We start from the raw sequence: 20,508 nt of genomic DNA on the forward strand, positions 1-20,508 counted from the left end.
CGCGCCGGGTTCACATCCCGGCGATGAGCTTCTCCACGCGTTCGTCCACGGACTTGAAGGGGTCCTTGCACAGCACGGTGCGCTGCGCCTGGTCGTTGAGCTTGAGGTGCACCCAGTCCACCGTGAAGTCGCGCCGCTGTTCCTGGGCCCGCCGGATGAACTCGCCGCGCAACCGGGCCCGCGTGGTCTGCGGCGGCACGGACTTGGACTCGAAGATCTTCAGGTCACCCACCACGCGGTCCATCTGGCCGCGGTTCTGCATCAGGTAGAACAGGCCGCGGTCGCGGTGGATGTCGTGGTAGGTGAGGTCGAGCTGGGCCACCCGGGGGGAGGACAGCGTGAGGTCGTGCTTCTCCCGGTAGCGCTCCAGCAGCATGTACTTGGCCACCCAGTCGATCTCCCGCTGGACCGTCTCCAGGTTCTGGGTCTCCACCGCCTCCAGCGTGCGCTGCCACAGGTCCAGGACGCGCTTGCCCACCGCGTCGGTCCCGTGCCGGTCCACGTAGCCCTGCACCTTCTCCAGATACTCGCGCTGGATCTCCAGGGCACTGGCCTCGCGACCGTTGGCCAGGCGCACCTTGCGGCGGCCGGTCATGTCGTGGCTGACCTCGCGGATCGCCCGGATCGGGTTCTCCAGGGTGTAGTCGCGCATGACCACCCCGGCCTCGATCATCCGCAGCACGAGGTCGGTGGAGCCCAGCTTGAGCAGGGTGGTGGTCTCGCTCATGTTGGAGTCGCCCACGATCACGTGCAGCCGGCGGAACCGCTCGGCGTCCGCGTGGGGTTCGTCGCGGGTGTTGATGATGGGCCGGGAACGGGTGGTCGCGGAGGAGACGCCCTCCCAGATGTGCTCGGCGCGCTGGCTGACGCAGAAGAGGGCCCCTCGGGGCGTCTGGAGCACCTTGCCCGCGCCGCAGACGATCTGGCGGGTGACCAGGAACGGGATGAGCACGTCGGCCAGGCGCCCGAACTCCCCGTGCCGACCGACGAGGTAGTTCTCGTGGCAGCCGTAGGAGTTGCCCGCGGAGTCGGTGTTGTTCTTGAAGAGGTAGATGTCTCCGGCGATGCCCTCCTCGTGGAGGCGCTGCTCGGCGTCGACCTGCAACCCCTCCAGGATGCGCTCACCGGCCTTGTCGTGGGCCACCAGGTCCACGAGGCTGTCGCACTCGGGGGTGGCGTACTCGGGGTGGCTGCCCACGTCCAGGTAGAGGCGGGCCCCGTTGCGCAGGAACACGTTGCTGCTGCGCCCCCAGGAGACCACCCTCCGGAAGAGGTACCGGGCGACCTCGTCCGGCGACAGGCGGCGCTGCCCCCGGAAGGTGCACGTGACCCCGTACTCGTTCTCCAGCCCGAAGATCCGTCGTTCCACGCGGCCTCACCAACTTCCGTCACCGTGGCGTCGACGACGGGGCCGCGTCGTCCACACCAGCCCGGCCGGTGCGGCGCCCGGGTGGCGCCGCACCGTTGTGCTGTCAGATCACTCGTCGGCCTCGTCCCCGGCGGTGCTCCGCTTGCCCTCCTCGATGAGGGCGGACAGGCGGTCGCCGTGGATGCGGCGGAACTTGCGGTGCTCCCTGGAACGCTCCAGGACGGCGACCTCCAGGTTGCCGGCCTCCAGTTCGCGCTCCTCGCCGTTCTCGTGGGCGAGGGCGTGGGTGGCCGCGTTCAACGCCGCGCTGAGCGGCGCGTCGGCGGCGAACCGGTCCTTGAGCTGGCTGGAGACGTGCTCCGAGGAGCCACCCACCGCGACGAAGCCCTGCTCGTCGACGATGGAGCCGTCGAAGGTGATGCGGTAGATCTCGTCCTCGGCCGCCGTGTCGCCGACCTCGGCGACCACGATCTCGACCTCCCAGGGCTTGAGGCTCTCGCTGAAGACGGTGCCCAGGGTCTGGGCGTAGATGTTGGCGAGCTGACGGCCGCTGACGTCGCGGCGGTCGAACTGGTACCCGCGCACGTCCGCGAAGCGCACGCCCATGAGGCGCAGGTTCTCGAACTCGGGGTAGCGGCCGACCGCGGCGAAGCCGATGCGGTCGTAGAGCTCACTGATCTTGTGCAGTGTGCGGGACATGTTGTCCGCCACCAGCAGGATTCCGCCCTCGTACTGGAGGACGACGGCGCTGCGGCCGCGCGCGATGCCCTTGCGCGCGTAGTCCGCCTTGTCCTTCATCTGCTGTTCAGGGGCGACGTAGAACGGCATCGACACCGCGGATCGTTCCTTACCTAGTCGGGAGAGGTCTGGAGTGGAGGCTCGGGTCGCCTCAGCTCAGGCGTGCCTTGGGTCCGTCGGGGTCGGCCGCTCGTCCTTCGACGACCTCGGTCGCCAGGCGGGCGACCTCGTTGGCTCCGATCCTGCGGTGCCCGTCCTCGGTGATGACGTCGACGAGGGGGAAGATCCTGCGGTGCAGGTCGGGTCCGCCGGTGGCGGAGTCGTCGTCGGCCGCGTCGTAGAGCGACTCCAGCGCGACCCTGATCGCCGTGGTCTCGTCCAGGTCGTCACGGTAGAGCTTCTTGATGGAGCCCTTGGCGTAGACCGAACCGGAGCCGACCGAGTAGTAACGCTGTTCCTCGTAGCGGCCGCCAACGGCGTCGTAGCTGAACACGCGGCCCTGTCGGGTGTTCTCGTCGAACCCGACCAGAAGGGGGACCACGACGAAGCCCTGCATGGCCATGCCGAGGTTGCCGCGCACCATCTGGGCGAGCTTGTTCGCCTTGCCCTCCAGGGACAGGGAGCGTCCCTCCAGCTTCTCGTAGTGTTCGAGCTCCACCTGGTAGAGCTTGGCGAGCTCGATGCCGATCCCGGCCGATCCGGCGATGGCCACCGCGGAGAACTCGTCCGTCCGGTAGAGCTTGTCCATGTCGCGGTTGGCGATGACGTTGCCCTGGGTGGCCCGCCGGTCCCCGGCGAGAAGCACACCGCCGGGGAAGGTCAGCGCGACGATGGTCGTCGCGTCCGGGGTGAGGTGCTCCGCCGAGCCGGGGGCGCCCGCCGAGCCCGTGTGGTGGCCGGGCAGCAGCTCGGGCTTGACCTCCCGAAGAAACTCGGTGAAGGACGAGGTCCCCGCACTCATGAACGCGGCCGACATCCGTCCGCCCTCGAAACCTTCGAACACGCGACTCCCTCCACTCGCGCCCCACCCCGTCTCGGGGGCGGGTGGGGCGCCTGTCGTCCCTCTGTCTGTCGTTCCCTCACGGGCCGGGGGTGGTACCGGCCGGTGGGACCGACCCTAGTCCCGTACGCCCCGGGAGCCGGTGACGGCCGGGTGCGCTGTCAGCGAACCCGTCGGTCACTGACCGCCCTTCTGCACGAACTGGCGCACGAAGTCCTCGGCGTTGCTCTCCAGCACGTCGTCGATCTCGTCCAGGATGTCGTCGACGTCCTCGTCGAGCTGCTCGTCGCGCTCCCGCGCCTCGGGTGCCGCCTCGGTCTCCTCGACCTCCTCGTCACGCCGCGAGGAGTGCTTCTGGCCGCCGCTGTCATTCGCCATCTGTCGTTACCTCCCGTTCGGGGCCCTCGCCCTTATCTTGGCCCAACGGTCCCCGCCTCAACCGTCTTCCACAGGCCCGATACTCGCTAGTTACCTCGGATCGTCCCGTCGGACCGCACGCGGCGTGAGCGTGAGCACCGGCCCCGCCCCGGGCGTGTCCCTTCCGGAGGCGTTGGCGCGGCCCGGATCCCGTTCGTGACAGTACGTCGCGCCCCACTCCCTCTCCCCCGAGGCGCGATGCGCACACCTGTTCACTTAGCGAACATGATCTTCACCCTCCGCGACGCCCTGACCATGCCGTGTACGTCTACGTAGCACTTCCGTCACAGATGGCACGCGGTTCCAGTGTCCGCATCCGGCCACACAACACCCCTTGATCTACTGGTGGGTTTGTGATCCGCGTACAGCCAGTCACCAAAAGGGGAGGTCAGACGCCTCGCGACGCAGAGTGACGCCCTTATTGAATCCGATGGTCGGATGATCCTGTTGTCACCTGAGTGAATTATCCATTTCGTGGGCTTTCCCTGCCCAAGCTGTTCACTTATGGTTTGGATTCGTTTACCGACTGTCTCGGTGAACGAACGAGTCCCCCGGTTCGTCCGGAGACTCACCTGGGGCACGGCTCTCCCCCTCCGGAGAACCGTTCCCCGAACCCCCGTCAATTCCCCAAGGAGAGTAGGGATCAATGCGACCCTCCCCCGTCATCTCCGCGATCGGCACGGGAGCCCTGGCCTTCGGGCTCGCGCTCTCGGTCGCGCCCGGCGCCTCCGCCGCGACCGTGCCCGCCGAGCCCTCACCCCAGGGCGAGGCGACCACGATGCAGGAAGCGCTTGAGAGGGACTTCGGCCTCACCCCGTTCGAGGCCGAAGACCTGCTCGAGGCCCAGAAGGACGCCCTCGGGATCGACACGGCGGCGGCCGAGGCCGCCGGCGACGCCTACGCCGGTTCCGTGTTCGACACCGACACCCTGGAACTGACCGTCCTGCTCACGGACGGCGGCTCGGTGTCGGACGTCGAGGCCACCGGTGCCGAGACCGCGGTGGTCTCCCACGGCACCGACGGCCTGGCGGCGATCATGGACGAGCTCGACGCGGTCGGCGCCCAGCCGGGTGTCGTCGGCTGGTACCCCGACCTCGCCAGCGACACGGTGGTCGTCGAGGCCACCGACGTCTCCGACGCCCGCGGCTTCGTCGAGGCCGCCGGTGTGGACTCCTCCGCCGTCCAGGTGGAGGAGACCGACGAGGCGCCCGAGCTGTACGCCGACATCGTCGGCGGCGACGCCTACTACATGGGCGGCGGACGCTGCTCGGTCGGGTTCGCGGCCACTGACAGCGCGGGCAACGACGGATTCGTGACGGCCGGCCACTGCGGCACGGTCGGCACGTCCGCCGACAGCGAGGACGGCAGCGGTTCCGGAGTGTTCGAGGAGTCGATCTTCCCGGGCAACGACGCCGCCTTCGTCCGCTCCACGTCCAACTGGACCGTCACCAACCTGGTCAACATGTACAGCTCCGGCGGCACCCAGACCGTCGGCGGCTCCTCCCAGGCCCCGGTCGGCGCGGCCGTGTGCCGTTCCGGCTCCACCACGGGCTGGCACTGCGGGACCATCGAGGCCCGCGGCCAGTCGGTGAGCTACCCGGAGGGCACCGTCAACGACATGACCCGGACCGACGTGTGCGCCGAGCCCGGCGACTCCGGCGGTTCGTTCATCTCCGACGACCAGGCCCAGGGCATGACCTCGGGCGGCTCCGGCAACTGCACCTCCGGTGGTACCACGTACTACCAGGAGGTCGGCCCGGCGCTGAGCACCTGGAACCTCAGCCTCGTCACGAGCTAGACCGTACGGGGACCGCGTGGTCCCCGTACGACCGCGCCCCCGTCCGCCATCCGGCGGGCGGGGGCGTCTCGCGTTCCGGGCCGCTACACCCTCGGGCGAGCACTCGCGCCCGTCCGCTCTCCACGGTCAACGGAGAGCTCCGCAGAACGAACGAGGGGACGCTGTGCGCACGAGCGACGGTGCGCGAACGAAGCCGTGACCACTGGTGTTACACCTGTGTGTCCGAGCGGCCACGTTTGGTACGGGGTACCGGTGTCCGCATGTGGCCAAAATGCCCCCCTTGCGACAGGGGAACGGATTCGGTCGGTAGCGCATCGACTCCGACAACCGCGAGGTGGCCGTTCGCGTCGCCACGTTCTGCGACCGTCATGCGACCCATCATCGGGTGACCCCACCGAGCTCTGAATGGTCCACCGTTCTGACGGTCTTTCCCTCACCAAAACGTGCACCTATGGTTAGGCGTTGTTTACCGAATGTCTCGGTGAACGACAGGGGCCGGACGGTATTCGGCCCCGATCCCCCGTTGATCCCCCCAGGAGAGTAGGGACCCCATGCGACCCTCCCCCGTTGTCTCCGCCATCGGTACGGGAGCGCTGGCCTTCGGTCTGGCGCTGTCCGGTACCCCGGGTGCCCTCGCGGCCACCGGAGCGCTCCCCCAGTCACCCACCCCGGAGGCCGACGCGGTCTCCATGCAGGAGGCGCTCCAGCGCGACCTCGACCTGACCTCCGCCGAGGCCGAGGAGCTGCTGGCCGCCCAGGACACCGCCTTCGAGGTCGACGAGGCCGCGGCCGAGGCCGCCGGGGACGCCTACGGCGGCTCCGTCTTCGACACCGAGAGCCTGGAACTGACCGTCCTGGTCACCGATGCCGCCGCGGTCGAGGCTGTGGAGGCCACCGGCGCCGGGACCGAGCTGGTCTCCTACGGCATCGACGGTCTCGACGAGATCGTCCAGGAGCTCAACGCCGCCGACGCCGTTCCCGGTGTGGTCGGCTGGTACCCGGACGTGGCGGGTGACACCGTCGTCCTGGAGGTCCTGGAGGGTTCCGGAGCCGACGTCAGCGGCCTGCTCGCGGACGCCGGCGTGGACGCCTCGGCCGTCGAGGTGACCACGAGCGACCAGCCCGAGCTCTACGCCGACATCATCGGTGGTCTGGCCTACACCATGGGCGGCCGCTGTTCGGTCGGCTTCGCGGCCACCAACGCCGCCGGTCAGCCCGGGTTCGTCACCGCCGGTCACTGCGGCCGCGTGGGCACCCAGGTGACCATCGGCAACGGCAGGGGCGTCTTCGAGCAGTCCGTCTTCCCCGGCAACGACGCGGCCTTCGTCCGCGGTACGTCCAACTTCACGCTGACCAACCTGGTCAGCCGCTACAACACCGGCGGGTACGCCACGGTCGCCGGTCACAACCAGGCCCCCATCGGCTCCTCCGTCTGCCGCTCCGGCTCCACCACCGGTTGGCACTGCGGCACCATCCAGGCCCGCGGCCAGTCGGTGAGCTACCCCGAGGGCACCGTCACCAACATGACCCGGACCACCGTGTGCGCCGAGCCCGGCGACTCCGGCGGCTCCTACATCTCCGGCACCCAGGCCCAGGGCGTGACCTCCGGCGGCTCCGGCAACTGCCGCACCGGCGGGACCACCTTCTACCAGGAGGTCACCCCCATGGTGAACTCCTGGGGCGTCCGTCTCCGGACCTAATCCCCGCGGTTCCAGGCGGACCGACGGTCCGCTGACCTGAGTCACCAGGCGTCCCCGCCCGCTTCCAGCGGGCGGGGACGCTCGCGTCCGCACCGGGGTGCGGGGGACCGGGCGTCGGCCACGGCCCCACCCGTGACCGGACCGCCCGGGCTCAGGCCGCCCGGTGGACGACCTTCCCGTCCAGGACGGTCAGCCAGGCGTCGACCTCGCGCAGCCGGTCCTGCGGCAGCGACTCCACGTCGGCGTCGAGGACGACCAGGTCGGCGAGGTAACCCGGGCGCAGCGCGCCGAGACGGTCCTCGACCCCCAGCGCGTGCGCCGCGTCCAGGGTGTGGGCACGCAGCGCCTCGTGCAGGGTGACGCCCTGCTCCCGCCCGATGTCGGCCCCCTCCCGGGTGGTGCGGCAGACCGCGTTGGCCACGGTGTCCATCGGGCGCAGGCTGGAGACGAAGGAGTCGCTGGACAGCACCGGGCGCAGTCCGAGGTCGATCTCCTCGCGCATGGGCTGGAGCCGGTGCGCCCGGTCCCCCAGTCGGCGCAGGAAGTCGCCGCCGCTGTCGTAGAGGAAGTTGGGCTGGTTGACCGGGATCACCCCGTACTCGGTGAAGCGCTTGGCCTGCTCCACCGTCGGGTAGCCGCAGTGCTCGATCCGGGGGCGCGGATCGGGGCCCGAGACACGGGCCGCGGACGCGATGGCCTCCAGGGTGTGCTCCATCGCGGCGTCGCCCTGGGTGTGGATCGCGACCTGCCAACCCTCCTGGGCTGCCCGCGTCACGAGGTCCACCAGCTGGTCGGGGTGGTGGTAGAGGCTGCCCGGGAACTGGCCGCGCTCGCCGTAGGGCACGCTGAACTTCGCGGTGCCGCCCAGCAGGGTGCCGTCCGAGTAGAACTTCATCCCGGTCAGTCGGAGCCAGTCGTCGCCGAACGGGCTCGCGAGACCGGCGTGGGTGAGCGAGTCGAGCTGGTGCGAGAGCGGCATACCGAAGGTGCGCAGGGGCAGGGTTCCGGCCGCACGCGCCGCCCGGTACACCCGCAGCTCGCGGGCGGAGACCTGGGGGTCGCAGACCGTGGTCACGCCCGCGGACAGGTACGGCGCGGCCGCGTCGGACAGCCATCCCAGCAGGTGCTCGGTGGGCAGCGCGGTGTGGAAGTTCGGCCCGTGGCAGCCGATGTCCACGGCCAGCGGCAGCAGGAGCTCCATCGCCGCGTCGGTGACCATGCCGGTCAGCCGCCCGCCCTCGTCCCGGACGAAGGAGCCACCGGCCGGGTCGGGCACGTCCTCTCCGATCCCGCTCCAGGCCAGCGCGGCGGAGTTGACCACGGCCTGGTGGCCGGAGACGTGGTAGACGATCACCGGGTGCTCGGTGGTGGCCTCGTCCAGGTGGCGGCGGGTGGGACGACCGCCCGGGTACTTGGCGTCGTCCATGGAGAAGGCACGGATCCACTGACCCGCGGGGGTGCGCTCGGCCTCGGCCGCGATCGCGGCGACCAGGTCGGCGGCGCTGCCCACCCGGGGGTAGCGCGCGTCCACCGCGGCCAGGGACTCGGCGGTGGAGAGCAGGTGGTTGTGCGGGTCGATGAAGCCGGGAAGGACGGTGCGCCCACCCGCGTCCACCTCCACGGCTCCGGGTCCGGCCGCGGCCCGGGCCGCCTCGACACCGCCGACCAGACGGACCCGACCCTCGCGCACGGCGACGGCGGGCGCGGTGGGGTCGGTGTCGTCCATCGTCAGGACGCGGGCGTTGTGGATGAGCAGACCGGTCACGGGTGGGTCCTCCTCAGGAGTGGGTGGTGCCGCCGTCCGGGCGGACGGCGGTACCGGTGCGGTTGGGGATCGGGGGGCCGGGTCAGGCCGAGGTGAGCAGTTCGGAGTCCCGGTAGCGGGGCGCGCGGGCCAGGCAGACGATGCTCAGCAGCACCATGGCGATCAGGAGCCCGACCACGGACAGGATGCTGCCGGTGGCGGCGAACAGCGCGGTGCAGGCCAGCGGGGCCAGACCACCGAAGATCGCGCCCGCTGTCTGGTAGGCGATCGAGATGCTCGTGTAGCGGGCCTGGGGCGGGTACATCTGGGCGAGCACCCGGGCGATGGGTCCGTAGACGGTGGCCATGGCGACGCGCATGACGCACAGCATGAGGACGATGAGCAGCGTGCTGCCGGTCTCCAGGATGAGGAACTGGGGCAGGGCGAGCACGCCCACGCCCACCAGACCGATGGTGACGACCCTGGCGGTGCCGTAGCGGTCGCCCAGCCAGGAGACACCGAGCGTGACCACCAGTTCCACGAAGGCCGCGATGCTCAGACCGGTGAGGATGACCTGTTCGCTGATCCCGACCTCGGTGACCCCGTAGGCCTGCAGGAACGTGGTGACGATGTAGTAACCGCCCACGGCCACGGGCAGCACGCCCACACCCAGCAGGAGGGTGCGCCAGGAGGTGCGCAGGGCGTAGCCGAGCGGGAGGCCCTTGGGCTGTTCGTCCTGCACGGCGTCGAAGACCGGGGACTCCTCCACCTTGAAGCGGATCACCAGGCCGACGGCCACGAGCAGGATCGACGCCAGGAAGGGCAGACGCCATCCCCAGTCGTAGAGGATCTCGGTGTCCCACGCGGCGATCAGTCCGAAGGAACCCGTCGCCAGCAGCGCGCCCGCGGGGTTGCCGAGCTGGGCGAAGGCTCCGTAGAACGTCTTGCGGTTCTCCGGGGCGTGCTCCACGGCCATGAGCACCGCGCCGCCCCACTCCCCGCCGACGGCGATGCCCTGCACGAAGCGCAGCACCACCAGCAGCAGCGGGGCCAGGAACCCGACCTGCTCGTAGGTGGGCAGCAGGCCCACGCTGAACGTGGCCACGCCCATCATGAGCAGGGTGATGACCAGTGCCGACTTACGACCGAGCCGGTCGCCGTAGTGGCCGAAGAGCAGGCCCCCGAGCGGTCGGGCGAAGAAGCCCACCGAGAAGGTGGCGAAGGAGGCCATCAGCCCCACCATGGGGTCGATGTCGGCCGGGAAGAACAGGGTCGCGAAGACCAGGCTCGCCGCGGTGGCGTAGATGTAGAAGTCGAACCACTCGATGGTGGTGCCGACGAAGGCCGCCACAGCCGCACGTGCGGGGTGCGGTGACGTGGGGGCGGTCCGCTCTGACATGGGAACTCCGATGGCGCGTGGCGTGGTCGTCGGCGACCACGACCGATGTGATCCGGCGTGTTGTTGTGACCGTAGACACTCCACGTCCACCGACGGCGGGATGGTCCGCACAGGTTGTACCGTGACAAATGTGCGGGTCGCACAGCCGACGGAGGACGGGAGGGGTCCCGTGAGCATCACCGTTCGCGACATCACCGCCTCGCCACACCTGGAGGTCACCGCCTCGGCCGGGCGCTCCGGGCTGGACCGTGTGGTCCGTTGGGCGCACGTGACCGAACTCCCCGACCCGGTGCGCTGGCTGCGCGGCGGGGAACTCGTGCTGACCGCCGGCCTCGGGCTGGGCGGGGACCCGGAGGGGCACCGCGCCTACGTGCGACGGCTCCACGGGGCGGGGTGCGCGGGCCTGGCGTTCGCCATCGACATCTGGCTGAACGAGATCCCGCCCGAGGTCCTGGACGAGGGCGACCGGCTGGGCTTCCCCGTCCTTCGGGTCGAGGGCGAGACGTCGTTCGTCGCCGTCGTGGAGACCGTCGCCGACCACTACGCGGCGGAACGCACCCGTGCACAGGGCCGGGTGCTGGCCGCCCAGGACGCGATGGCCCGCGCCGCCCTGCGCTCGGGCCCGGCCGGGGTGCTGCGCGAACTGGCGTCGGCCACCTCCGGGGAGTGCCTGCTGCTCGACCGCAACGCGATGACGAGTCGAGCGGTTCCCGAGGTCGAACCGGCCTGGCACTCCCTGGTGCGCGCCGAGGTACTGGGAGCCGCGCCCACCCCGGGGATGCGGGTGCTGACCGACGACGGGGCGTCCATCCTCCTGCAGACGCTGGGCACGACCGGCCGCACCCTCGGCTGGGTGGCGCTGCGCTGCGCGGAGCCCTCCCCCAACGTCCGGGTGCTCGCCAACCACGCCGCGTCGCTGCTGGCCGTGCATCTGCTGCACTCACGGGACGCCCGGCGGGCCATCTTCGGCGAGCGCGCGCCGCTGTTGCGCGCCGCCGCACTGGGGCAGGCGGTGGGGGTGCCGTTGGCCCTGCCGCCCCCGCCCTGGGAGGTCGTCTGCTTCCGGACCTCCGCCCCGGGCGCCCTGGACGACGCCGCCGACGCCCTCGTCGACGTACTGGGCGACACGGAGGCGGCACGGTCGAGCGGGCTCTGCCGCCTGGGCGAGCAGCTGCTGGCGGTCCTGCCCGACACGGGCCGTCCGTACGCGGGCGAGCGGCTGCTCGCCCTGATCGACGGGGTGTCGGCGGCCGGAGCGTGCCGGGCACGCGGCCCGGGCGAACTCGCCTCGGCCGTGGCCAGGGCCCGCGGTGCGCTCCCCTCCGAGGGGTACCGGCACGTGGACGAGGCCGACGCCTGGGCCCTGCTGCGGTCGACAGTGCCCGAGAGCGGGTCCCGAGCGTTCACCGAGGCGGTGCTGGGGCCGGTCGTGGAACACGACGCGCGCAACGGCACCGATCTGGCGCACACCCTGCTCCACTACCTGGACAGCAGCGCCCACGTGGAGGAGACGGCACGGGAGCTGGGCGTGCACCGCAACACGCTGCGAGCTCGGCTGCGCACCGCCGAGCGGGTCCTCGGCCGCGACCTGGGTGACCCGCGTACCCGCCTGGAGCTGTGGACGGCGCTGAGTCTGCGCCCGATGCGCTGCGTGGACGGCGTCTGGCACGACTGACGAGCCGTCCCGGGCGCGCGGTGGCCGGACGGTTCCCCGGGCGCCGCGGGGCACCCGGGGAACCCCGGGTCACTGCCGCCGGTTGCCCACCAGGACGGCCAGCAGGTCGGCGGCGGTGGCGGAGGCGTCCAGGAGACCGCCCACGTGCTCCTTGGTGCCCCGGCGCGGCTCCAGGGTGGGCACGCGCTGGAGGGAGTCGTACCCGGGCAGGTCGAAGATGACGGAGTCCCACGAGGCGGCCGCCACCTCGTCCGCGTACTTGGCCAGGCACCGGCCCCGGAAGTAGGCGCGGGTGTCCTCCGGCGGTGCGGTGACGGCCCGGGCCACCGCCGCCTCGTCCACCAGGCGCCGCATCCGTCCGCGCGCGGCCAGGCGGTTGTAGATGCCCTTGTCCTCGCGCACGTCGGAGTACTGGAGGTCCACCAGATGCAGACGGGGATGGGACCAGTCCAGCCCGTCCCGGGACCGGTAGCCCTCCAGGACCTTGAGCTTGGCGACCCAGTCCAGTTCGGTGGCCAGGTCCATCGGGTCGACGGCCAACCGGGACAGGACCGACTCCCAGCGGTCGAGCACGTCGGCGGTGTCGGGGTCCACGTCGGTGCCGAAGCGGTCCTCCACGTACTTGCGCGCCTGGTCCAGGTACTCGCCCTGGAGCTCCAGCGCGGTCATCCGGCGCCCGTCCCGCAGTCGGACCCGGTGGGTCAGCCCCGGGTCGTGGGAGACCTCCCGCAGGTCGGCCACCGGTGTCTCCAGGGACAGGTCGGCGCTGAGGAAGCCGTCCTCGATCATCGACAGCACCAGCGCCGTGGTCCCCAGCTTGAGGTAGGTGGAGACCTCGCTCATGTTGGCGTCGCCGATGATGACGTGCAGGCGCCGGTACTGGTCCGGGTCGGCGTGCGGTTCGTCCCGCGTGTTGATGATGGGGCGCTTCAGGGTGGTCTCCAGACCCACCTCGACCTCGAAGAAGTCCGCCCGCTGGGAGATCTGGAAGCCGCTGCCCTGGCCGTCCGCCCCGATCCCGACCTTACCCGCGCCGCAGATCACCTGCCGGGAGACGAAGAACGGGATGAGGTGCCGGACGATGTCCGCGAAGGGCGTCGACCGGTTCATCAGGTAGTTCTCGTGGCACCCGTACGAGGCGCCCTTGTTGTCGGTGTTGTTCTTGTACAGCTGGATCGGTTCGATGCCCGGGGTGGCACCGGCGCGGGCGGCCGCGTCGGCCATCACCCGCTCCCCCGCCTTGTCCCACAGCACCGCGTCGAGGGGGTTGGTGACCTCCGGCGCCGAGTACTCGGGGTGCGCGTGGTCCACGTACAGCCGCGCGCCGTTGGTGAGGATGACGTTGGCCAGCCCCAGGTCCTCGTCGGTCAGCTGCGTGGGGTCGGCGACCTCGCGCGCCAGGTCGAACCCGCGGGCGTCGCGCAGCGGGTTCTCCTCCTCGAAGTCCCAGCGTGCCTTCCTGGCCCGTGCCGCCGAGGCGGCCAGGTAGGCGTTGACCACCTGGGTGGAGGTGACCATCGCGTTGGCTCCGGGGTTTCCCGGCACGGAGATCCCGTATTCGGTCTCGATACCCATAATCCGCCGCACACTCATGATGAGAGGTTATCCGCCACGGACCTGTCTTGAACGCTTCCGCGCCAATTGTGGCCTAAGCGCCGTCTTCCCGGGCGTTTCCACCGGCGTTCCTTGGGCGTGTCGTCCCAGTTCAGGACGGTTCGGAGTGGATTCTCGAAAAAGCGGACCGGATCCGGTACGGGAGTTCCCGGCCCGGCCCCATTGTGTGGCCCGGCAATCCCGCACCAACGACGGAGCGGGACCCGCCGAATCGTACGCGGGCCCCGCTCCGAGGCGTTCCTACAGGTACTGGCCGGTGTTGGCGACGGTGTCGATGGACCGACCGGAGTCGGCCCCCTTCTTCCCGGTCACGAGCGTCCTGATGTAGACGATGCGCTCGCCCTTCTTGCCCGAGATCCGAGCCCAGTCGTCCGGGTTGGTGGTGTTGGGCAGGTCCTCGTTCTCGCTGAACTCGTCCACGCAGGCCTGGAGCAGGTGCGAGACGCGCAGCCCCTTGGACTGCTGGTCGATGAAGTCCTTGATGGCCATCTTCTTGGCCCGCGAGACGATGTTCTCGATCATCGCGCCGGAGTTGAAGTCCTTGAAGTACAGGACCTCCTTGTCACCGTTGGCGTAGGTGACCTCCAGGAAGCGGTTCTCCTCACCCTCGGTGTACATCCGCTCCACGACCCGCTGGATCATGGCGTCGACCGTGGCCCGGGACGATCCGCCGTGCTCGGCCAGGTCGTCCTCGTGCAGCGGCAGGTCCTCGGTCACGTACTTGCCGAAGATGTCGCGCGCGCCCTCGGCGTCGGGCCGCTCGACCTTGATCTTGACGTCCAGGCGGCCCGGCCGCAGGATCGCCGGGTCGATCATGTCCTCGCGGTTGGAGGCGCCGATCACGATGACGTTCTCCAGCCCCTCCACGCCGTCGATCTCGCTGAGCATCTGCGGGACGATGGTGTTCTCCACGTCGGAGGAGACGCCCGAGCCGCGCACCCGGAAGATCGAGTCCATCTCGTCGAAGAACACGATGACGGGGGTTCCCTCGGAGGCCTTCTCCCGCGCCCGCTGGAAGACCAGGCGGATGTGCCGCTCGGTCTCGCCCACGTACTTGTTGAGCAGCTCCGGGCCCTTGATGTTGAGGAAGAAGCTCTTGCCGACGTCCTTGCCGGTGCGCTCCGCGACCCGCTTGGCCAGCGAGTTGGCGACCGCCTTGGCGATCAGCGTCTTGCCGCACCCGGGCGGGCCGTACAGCAGCACGCCCTTGGGCGGGGTGAGCTGGTGCTCGCGGAAGAGGTCCTTGTGGAGGAAGGGCAGCTCGACCGCGTCGCGGATCATCTCGATCTGGCCGGTCAGGCCACCGATGTCGGTGTAGGAGATGTCGGGGACCTCCTCGAGGATGAGCTCCTCGACCTCCGACTTGGGAATCCGCTCGTACACGTACCCGGAACGGGGTTCGAGCAGCAGGGAGTCGCCCGGTCGGATCGGTTCGTCGCGTAGCGGCTCCGCCAGGCGGACGATCTTCTCGTCGTCGTGGTGCGAGATGACCAGGGCGCGCTCGCCGTCCTCAAGGAGCTCCTTGAGCATGACGACCTCACCGACCGTCTCGAAGGACTCCACCTCGACGACGTTGAACGCCTCGTTGAGCATGACCTCCTGGCCCGGACGCAGGTGGTCCAGGTCCACGGAGGGACTGACGTTGACCCGCATCTTGCGGCCGTTGGTGAAGATCTCGACGGTGTCGTCCTCGCGGGAACCGAGGTAGACACCGAAGCCCGAGGGCGGCTGAGAGAGCCGGTCGACCTCCTCCTTGAGTGCGACGATCTGTTCGCGCGCCTCCTTCAGCGTGGAGACGAGCCGTTCGTTCTGCCCGTTGGCGCCCGCGAGGCTGGCCTGGGCCTCCCGCAGCCGCTCCTCGAGCAGACGCACGTGTCGGGGTGAGTCGGCGAGCTTGCGCCGGACCACGCTGAGTTCCTTCTCCATGTAGGCCACCTGGGCCGTGAGCTCAGCGACTTCACGGTCCCGATCGCCCTGACGCTCGTCCTCGCGTTCGGCCACGTCCGCCACCTCCCTGTAGGAACTACTCGGGAACCTACCTACCCATGCCCGTTTCCTAACCTGTAACCCCGCACGAGTGTCGTGGACCTCTGGTGGGGATCTTGCGTAGAAGCAGGTCACGGTGGTAGCGAAGGGCCCGACGTAATGAGAAAGTAACCTCCGTGGCGGGGCCGGGGCAAGCACCTCCCAGGCCGCGCGACACCCGTGGGCCGCCGGGCGCGCCGCTTTCCGGACACCCTCGAACACGAGGAAGGGGCCCGACCGGATCATCTCCGGAGGGCCCCCGCGCGTCGGGCGCGGCGCGGTGGCTACTCGCCGCCCTCGGCCACCGGCGCGGACTCGGTCTCGGCCGTCGTGGCGGACGCGGGAGCGGCCGCCTTCGCACCGGCGTCCGCCGCCGCCCTGGCGGCCTCGTAGTCCTTGCCGTAGGCACCCTTGGCCGGGCGGCGACGGCGCTCGGGGGCCTCCACCCCGTCGGCCAGACGGCGCGCGACCACGAGGAAGCCCGTGTGGCCGATCATCCGGTGGTCCGGGCGCACGGCCAGGCCCTCCACGTGCCAGGTGCGCAGCATGGTCTCCCAGGAGCGCGGCTCGTAGAAGCGGTCGTCGCCCCGGAGCTCCTCCACCACGCGCGAGAGCTGGGTGGTCGTGGCCACGTAGCAGCACACCAGCCCGCCGGGGATCAGCGCCCGGGCGACCGCGTCCAGGCACTCCCAGGGGGCGAGCATGTCCAGGAAGACCCGGTCCACGTCGGTCTCGTCGAGCTCCTCGACCAGGTCGCCCACGGTGAGCCGCCACGCCGGGTGCGGGCCGCCGTAGAAGTTCTCGACGTTCTTGCGGGCGATCTTGGCGAAGTCCTCGCGGCGCTCGTAGGAGTGGACCATGCCCTGCTCCCCGACCGCGCGCAGCAGCCAGTTGGACATGGCGCCGGAACCGGCTCCGGCCTCCACCACCCGGGCGCCCGGGAAGATGTCGGCCTCGACCATGACCTGGGCCGCGTCCTTGGGGTAGACGATGGTGGCGCCGCGCTTCATGGAGAGCGTGTAGTCGATGAGCAGGGGGCGCAGCGCCACGTAGGCCGTGCCGGTGTTGGAGCGCACCACGCTGCCGTCGGGCTCACCGATGAGGTCGTCGTGCTCGACCTTGCCCTTGTGCGAGTGGAAGGTCCCACCCTCGCGCAGTGTGATGGTGTGCATGCGACCCTTCGGGTCGGTCAGCTGCACGGTGTCGCCGTCGGTGAAGGGGCCGCGGCGGCCATGGATACCGGTCAACGTCGCTCTCGTCTTCCCACGTCGCGTTTGGTCTGGGCAGTCGCCCAGCGTATCGGCCCCCGGGCACCGCGACGAACCGGCGGGCGTTCCGGGCGGGACCGGGCGGGCGTGCGAAAGCCCCGCCCGTTGGGCATCATCAGGCGTGTGGACCCACGTGCCACGCTCATCGGAACACGAGGACCTCGGGAGACACGACCCATGTCACAGCAGACCACGGGCCTGGGAATCGACATCGGTGGCAGCGGGATCAAGGGCGCGCCGGTCGACCTGGGCTCGGGTGAGTTCCTGCGGGACCGCCTGAAGATCCTCACCCCCGACCCCGCGAAACCGGCGGCCGTGGCCGAGATCGTCGCCGAGATCGCCGCGCACTTCCCCGAGACCGAGGGCGCTCCCCTGGGCGTCACCTTCCCCGGGGTGGTCCAGGGCGGGGTCGTGCGCACCTCCGCGAACCTGGACAAGAGCTGGGTCGACACCGACGCCCGCGCTCTGTTCGCGGAGGCCGCGGGCCGACCGGTGCGGGTGCTCAACGACGCCGACGCCGCCGCCCTCGCGGAGAACCGCTACGGCGCGGCCAGGAACGTGGACGGCACCGTCCTGCTCACCACCCTGGGCACGGGCATCGGCACGGCGCTGGTCGTGGACGGCCGCCTGGTGCCCAACACCGAGTTCGGTCATCTGGAGATCGACGGTCACGACGCCGAGTCGCGCGCCTCCTCCGGCGCCAAGGAACGGGAGGGGCTCTCGTACCACGACTGGGCCAAGCACCGGCTCCAGCGCTACTACCGGACCATCGAGGACCTGGTGTGGCCGGACCTGATCGTGGTCGGCGGCGGGGTGAGCCGCAAGGCCGACAAGTTCCTCCACCACCTGCACATCCGGACCCCGATCGTGCCCGCGGAGCTGCGCAACACGGCCGGGATCGTCGGGGCGGCCCTGTCCGCCGCGGAGGTCTAGGGGTCCTCCGCGGCGGACCGTCCGGGGGGGGTGAGGGGCCCCGGGTCCCGGGGCAGGGCACCGGGACCCCTCAGGGGTGGACACCGCCGTCCTCGCCAGGATCACCGGTCAGGAGGCGTGACCGGCGTGGGCGGTACCGCTTCGGGTGCCGAACGGGTCTGGGGCCCGCGCAGAGGGAGACTGGGGCACGGACACACCCAGACCCCGTTCCGACACCCGGGACCGTGCGCGTGCACAGCCCGCTCAGGGGTCCGGACGCGGCGGTCGTCCGCGTCCGGACGGTCCGTCAGCCGCCCTCCGCCGAGGTGGTCAGGGCGCCGACGATCCTTCGTGCCGCGTCGGAGGTGCGGTCGACCGGGGTGAGCGGGACCCCGTGCAGCTCCGTGGGGAGTCCTTCCTGGCGGGGCCAGCGCATCCACCACCAGAGGTCGCCCCGGTGGGGGCGCAGGAGGGCACGCTGCGGGCGGGTGGCCGGACCGGCGTCCACCACGCCGAACACGCCGTCCTCACGCGCCTCGACCCCGCGCGCCCGGAGTTCGGCGGCCATGCCCCGCAGGGCGAGCGCGGCCAGGTCCACCCGGCACACGGCCTCGGCGGGAGCCTGGGCTCCGAACACGCCCATGGGCGGGGTACCACGATGCTCGCGTCCACTCCCGGCCAGGCTCGGACTCCCCGCCGGTGGTGTCTCAACGGTCACGCGGCCTCCCTGCCTTCCTCACGGGCCCGGCGCGACACGTCGTACGCCGGACCAACGACACACCAACTCTGCACCACCCTGAGCAGCGGTGAGCACCCGTATGCGGATCACGCATCACACTTTCTTTTTCACACATAGCCACCAAGCGCTCACGGAATCCCTAACCTGAGCTGCATGCCCCAACGAGACGGTGAACTGCCCCAGGATCTGTGGACCCGCCCGCGGATGGCCGCCGCCCTGGCCACCTGTGACATGCCGACGGTCATCGAGGGCGTGCGCTCGGCGCGCGGGTGGTCCCAGGGGGAACTGGCCCAGGCACTGACCTACTCGCAGAGCTGGGTCTCCCGGGTCGTCAACGGCCAGCAGTCCCTCACCGTCAGTCAGGTCCACGACCTCGCCCGGCGGTTGGACATCCCGCTCCACCTGCTGCGGTTCGGCGGGGCGGGGGGCGCGGAGGCATCCGGTGTGGAGCGGGGGTCCGGCGCGCTGGACGGCACGCGGGAACCGGACGACGTGGGGACACGGGGGCTGGGCCGGGGCGCGCGCGAGGAGCTCGACGGCACGGGGCGCAACCCCTCCAGACGCCGGGACCCCGCGCGGAGCGTCGCCACCGGTCCCTCCGCCCTCACGGGCGGGCGCCCCGCGGGTGGATACGAGGGGTACCACGGCATCAACGAGACCACCGCTCCCGCGCTGCGCTCCATCACCGGCGGCCAGCGCCGCATGGACGCCACCTCACCCGCGCGCCACCTGCTGCCCGGCGCCGTCGCGCACGTGCACCTGGCCGAGCGGATGCTCGGCAACGCGCGCGGGACCGCCTTCCACACCGAACTCAGCGCGGCCGCGAGCGAGGCCTCCGGTTTCGCCGCCTGGCTCAGCGCCGACCTCGGAGACATGGGGTCGGCGCGGATGCACTACCGGACCGCGGTGGTCCGGGCCCGTCAGGCCGGGATGCGCCTGCTGGACGTCTACATGCTCGGTTCCCTGGCCGCCTTCGAGATCGACGTCGCGGAGGACCCCGAACTCGGCCTCGGACTGGTCCGGGAGGCCGAGCACGTGCTCGGGCCCACCGCCCACCCCACCGCCCGCGCCTGGCTGGCCTGTATCGGCGCGCTCGCCCACGCGGGACTGGGCGACCGCGTCTCCGCCGCCCGCTCCATCCGGCGCGCCGAGCGCGAGGTGGACAGCCCGGACAACGCCCAGCCGCCCTGGCCGTGGGTGTTCGCCTTCGACCAGGCCAAGGTCGCCGGGTACCGCGCCCTGGTGGGGGTTCGGCTGCGCAGCCCGCACGACGCCCGGGCCGCCTTCGCGGAGGCGGTGGCACCGGCGCCGCGCAACGTCAAGCAGTCGGCGCTGCTCAAGGTCGAACTGGCTTCCGCCCACGCGGAGGCCGGTGACGTGGACGAGGCCTTCCGGCTCGCGCAGGAGGCCCTGACCACCGGCGTGCGCTTCGACTCCGAGCGCGTGGTGGGCAGGGTCCGCTCCTTCCGCAGGCGCTACCAGGGCCCCCGCGCGCACTGCGTCGAGGACCTCGACGACAGGCTTTCCTCACTGGTTACCGGTATCCCCCTGAGTGGGTAGAAAGTCCGGGAAGCGAGCAGCAGGGAGGTCATGTGATTCGTATCGGGATCACCGGACACCGCAACCTGACCCCTGACGTGAGCGGCGCCGTCGCCGGTCTGGTCAGGGCTCACCTGGAACCGTACGGATGCGAGATGGTGGGCCTGTCCTGTCTCGCGGACGGCGCCGACGTCCTCTTCGCCGAGGCCGTGGTGGCCACCGGCGCCCCGCTGGAGGCGATCGTCCCCGCGTCCGGCTACCGGGAGGCGCTCCCGGACGAGCACCACCCGGTGTACGACCGCCTCCTGAAGCAGGCCGTCCTGGTCCACTCCCTGCCGCACGACGAGTCCGACCCCCGCGCCCACATGGCGGCGGGGCGCCTCCTCGTCGAGCGCTGCGACCAACTGGTCGCGGTCTGGGACGGAGAGCCCGCCCGGGGCCCCGGAGGCACCGCCGACGTCGTCGCCTACGCGCACCGGGTGGAGCGCCCCGTGACGGTCCTGTGGCCCGAGGGTGCCCGCCGCTGACCCCTTCCGGGTCCAGGCGCTCCGTCGCACTCGGACCCGGCGGC

16 protein-coding genes are annotated in these 20,508 nt (G+C 70.8%); 6 read left to right on the plus strand and 10 right to left on the minus strand.

Annotated elements, in window-relative coordinates; translation table 11 throughout:
- Positions 1-10: 10 nt before the first annotated feature.
- From pafA to ACRWK8_RS06050, 4 genes are all read right to left on the minus strand, one after another.
- Positions 11-1,369 carry a Pup--protein ligase gene (gene pafA / locus ACRWK8_RS06035; RefSeq protein ID WP_378743940.1) on the minus strand — a complete coding sequence of 453 codons (1,359 nt, stop codon included), beginning with the start codon at positions 1,367-1,369 and terminating at the stop codon, positions 11-13.
- Positions 1,370-1,477: 108 nt separating this feature from the next.
- A complete protein-coding gene (prcA, locus tag ACRWK8_RS06040; RefSeq protein ID WP_378743918.1) occupies positions 1,478-2,203 on the minus strand; it encodes a proteasome subunit alpha in 726 nt (241 codons plus the stop codon).
- Between the two features lie 55 nt (positions 2,204-2,258).
- Positions 2,259-3,110 carry a proteasome subunit beta gene (prcB, locus tag ACRWK8_RS06045; RefSeq protein WP_431868828.1) on the minus strand — a complete coding sequence of 284 codons (852 nt, stop codon included), beginning with the start codon at positions 3,108-3,110 and terminating at the stop codon, positions 2,259-2,261.
- A 174-nt stretch (positions 3,111-3,284) separates the two neighbouring features.
- The gene (locus ACRWK8_RS06050) at positions 3,285-3,485 is read right to left on the minus strand and encodes a ubiquitin-like protein Pup (RefSeq protein WP_378743875.1); all 201 of its coding nucleotides are present in this window, start codon (positions 3,483-3,485) and stop codon (positions 3,285-3,287) included.
- A 685-nt stretch (positions 3,486-4,170) separates the two neighbouring features.
- On the opposite strand from ACRWK8_RS06050, the gene ACRWK8_RS06055 reads away from it, so the two are divergent.
- Positions 4,171-5,322 carry a S1 family peptidase gene (locus ACRWK8_RS06055; protein ID WP_378743854.1) on the plus strand — a complete coding sequence of 384 codons (1,152 nt, stop codon included), beginning with the start codon at positions 4,171-4,173 and terminating at the stop codon, positions 5,320-5,322.
- A gap of 551 nt (positions 5,323-5,873) precedes the next feature.
- On the plus strand, positions 5,874-7,022 hold the full coding sequence (locus ACRWK8_RS06060; protein WP_378743847.1) for a S1 family peptidase: 1,149 nt from the start codon (positions 5,874-5,876) through the stop codon (positions 7,020-7,022).
- A gap of 151 nt (positions 7,023-7,173) precedes the next feature.
- Here ACRWK8_RS06060 and ACRWK8_RS06065 read toward each other — a convergent pair whose 3' ends face one another.
- The gene (locus ACRWK8_RS06065) at positions 7,174-8,787 is read right to left on the minus strand and encodes an amidohydrolase (protein WP_431868831.1); all 1,614 of its coding nucleotides are present in this window, start codon (positions 8,785-8,787) and stop codon (positions 7,174-7,176) included.
- Positions 8,788-8,869: 82 nt separating this feature from the next.
- Positions 8,870-10,165 (minus strand): MFS transporter, encoded by a 1,296-nt coding sequence (locus ACRWK8_RS06070; RefSeq protein ID WP_431868833.1) that lies wholly within the window; start codon positions 10,163-10,165, stop codon positions 8,870-8,872.
- Between the two features lie 169 nt (positions 10,166-10,334).
- Here ACRWK8_RS06070 and ACRWK8_RS06075 point away from each other — a divergent pair, with 169 nt between their 5' ends.
- The gene (locus tag ACRWK8_RS06075) at positions 10,335-11,840 is read left to right on the plus strand and encodes a PucR family transcriptional regulator (RefSeq protein ID WP_431868835.1); all 1,506 of its coding nucleotides are present in this window, start codon (positions 10,335-10,337) and stop codon (positions 11,838-11,840) included.
- A gap of 69 nt (positions 11,841-11,909) precedes the next feature.
- Here the strand turns inward: ACRWK8_RS06075 and dop are convergent, their stop codons facing one another.
- The 3 genes from dop to ACRWK8_RS06090 all read right to left on the minus strand — a co-directional run bounded on the left by dop (position 11,910) and on the right by ACRWK8_RS06090 (position 16,726).
- Positions 11,910-13,433: a depupylase/deamidase Dop gene (gene dop, locus ACRWK8_RS06080; RefSeq protein ID WP_378743791.1), complete on the minus strand. Its 1,524-nt coding sequence runs from the start codon at positions 13,431-13,433 to the stop codon at positions 11,910-11,912.
- A 261-nt stretch (positions 13,434-13,694) separates the two neighbouring features.
- Positions 13,695-15,464: a proteasome ATPase gene (gene arc / locus ACRWK8_RS06085; protein WP_378743769.1), complete on the minus strand. Its 1,770-nt coding sequence runs from the start codon at positions 15,462-15,464 to the stop codon at positions 13,695-13,697.
- A gap of 299 nt (positions 15,465-15,763) precedes the next feature.
- The gene (locus ACRWK8_RS06090) at positions 15,764-16,726 is read right to left on the minus strand and encodes a tRNA (adenine-N1)-methyltransferase (RefSeq protein WP_431868838.1); all 963 of its coding nucleotides are present in this window, start codon (positions 16,724-16,726) and stop codon (positions 15,764-15,766) included.
- A 198-nt stretch (positions 16,727-16,924) separates the two neighbouring features.
- Here ACRWK8_RS06090 and ppgK point away from each other — a divergent pair, with 198 nt between their 5' ends.
- Positions 16,925-17,680 (plus strand): polyphosphate--glucose phosphotransferase, encoded by a 756-nt coding sequence (gene ppgK, locus ACRWK8_RS06095; protein ID WP_378743727.1) that lies wholly within the window; start codon positions 16,925-16,927, stop codon positions 17,678-17,680.
- 286 nt (positions 17,681-17,966) lie between these two features.
- Here ppgK and ACRWK8_RS06100 read toward each other — a convergent pair whose 3' ends face one another.
- Positions 17,967-18,302, minus strand: a complete 336-nt coding sequence (locus ACRWK8_RS06100; RefSeq protein WP_378743712.1) for a hypothetical protein — start codon at positions 18,300-18,302, stop codon at positions 17,967-17,969.
- Between the two features lie 300 nt (positions 18,303-18,602).
- Here ACRWK8_RS06100 and ACRWK8_RS06105 point away from each other — a divergent pair, with 300 nt between their 5' ends.
- The gene (locus ACRWK8_RS06105; RefSeq protein ID WP_431868955.1) at positions 18,603-19,958 is read left to right on the plus strand and encodes a helix-turn-helix domain-containing protein; all 1,356 of its coding nucleotides are present in this window, start codon (positions 18,603-18,605) and stop codon (positions 19,956-19,958) included.
- A gap of 32 nt (positions 19,959-19,990) precedes the next feature.
- Positions 19,991-20,464, plus strand: a complete 474-nt coding sequence (locus ACRWK8_RS06110; protein WP_378743705.1) for a hypothetical protein — start codon at positions 19,991-19,993, stop codon at positions 20,462-20,464.
- Positions 20,465-20,508: the final 44 nt, after the last annotated feature.

This window comes from Nocardiopsis eucommiae (assembly GCF_965344335.1).
Classification (GTDB): domain Bacteria; phylum Actinomycetota; class Actinomycetes; order Streptosporangiales; family Streptosporangiaceae; genus Nocardiopsis; species Nocardiopsis eucommiae.

Bases quoted from the DNA above. Each gene is read 5' to 3' on its own strand.
- ACRWK8_RS06050 (WP_378743875.1), bottom strand. From the start codon at position 3,485: ATGGCGAATGACAGCGGCGGCCAGAAGCACTCCTCGCGGCGTGACGAG.
- ACRWK8_RS06055 (WP_378743854.1), top strand. From the start codon at position 4,171: ATGCGACCCTCCCCCGTCATCTCCGCGATCGGCACGGGAGCCCTGGCC.
- ACRWK8_RS06060 (WP_378743847.1), top strand. From the start codon at position 5,874: ATGCGACCCTCCCCCGTTGTCTCCGCCATCGGTACGGGAGCGCTGGCC.
- ACRWK8_RS06070 (WP_431868833.1), bottom strand. From the start codon at position 10,165: ATGTCAGAGCGGACCGCCCCCACGTCACCGCACCCCGCACGTGCGGCT.
- dop (WP_378743791.1), bottom strand. From the start codon at position 13,433: ATGAGTGTGCGGCGGATTATGGGTATCGAGACCGAATACGGGATCTCC.
- ppgK (WP_378743727.1), top strand. From the start codon at position 16,925: ATGTCACAGCAGACCACGGGCCTGGGAATCGACATCGGTGGCAGCGGG.
- ACRWK8_RS06100 (WP_378743712.1), bottom strand. From the start codon at position 18,302: ATGGGCGTGTTCGGAGCCCAGGCTCCCGCCGAGGCCGTGTGCCGGGTG.
- ACRWK8_RS06105 (WP_431868955.1), top strand. From the start codon at position 18,603: ATGGCCGCCGCCCTGGCCACCTGTGACATGCCGACGGTCATCGAGGGC.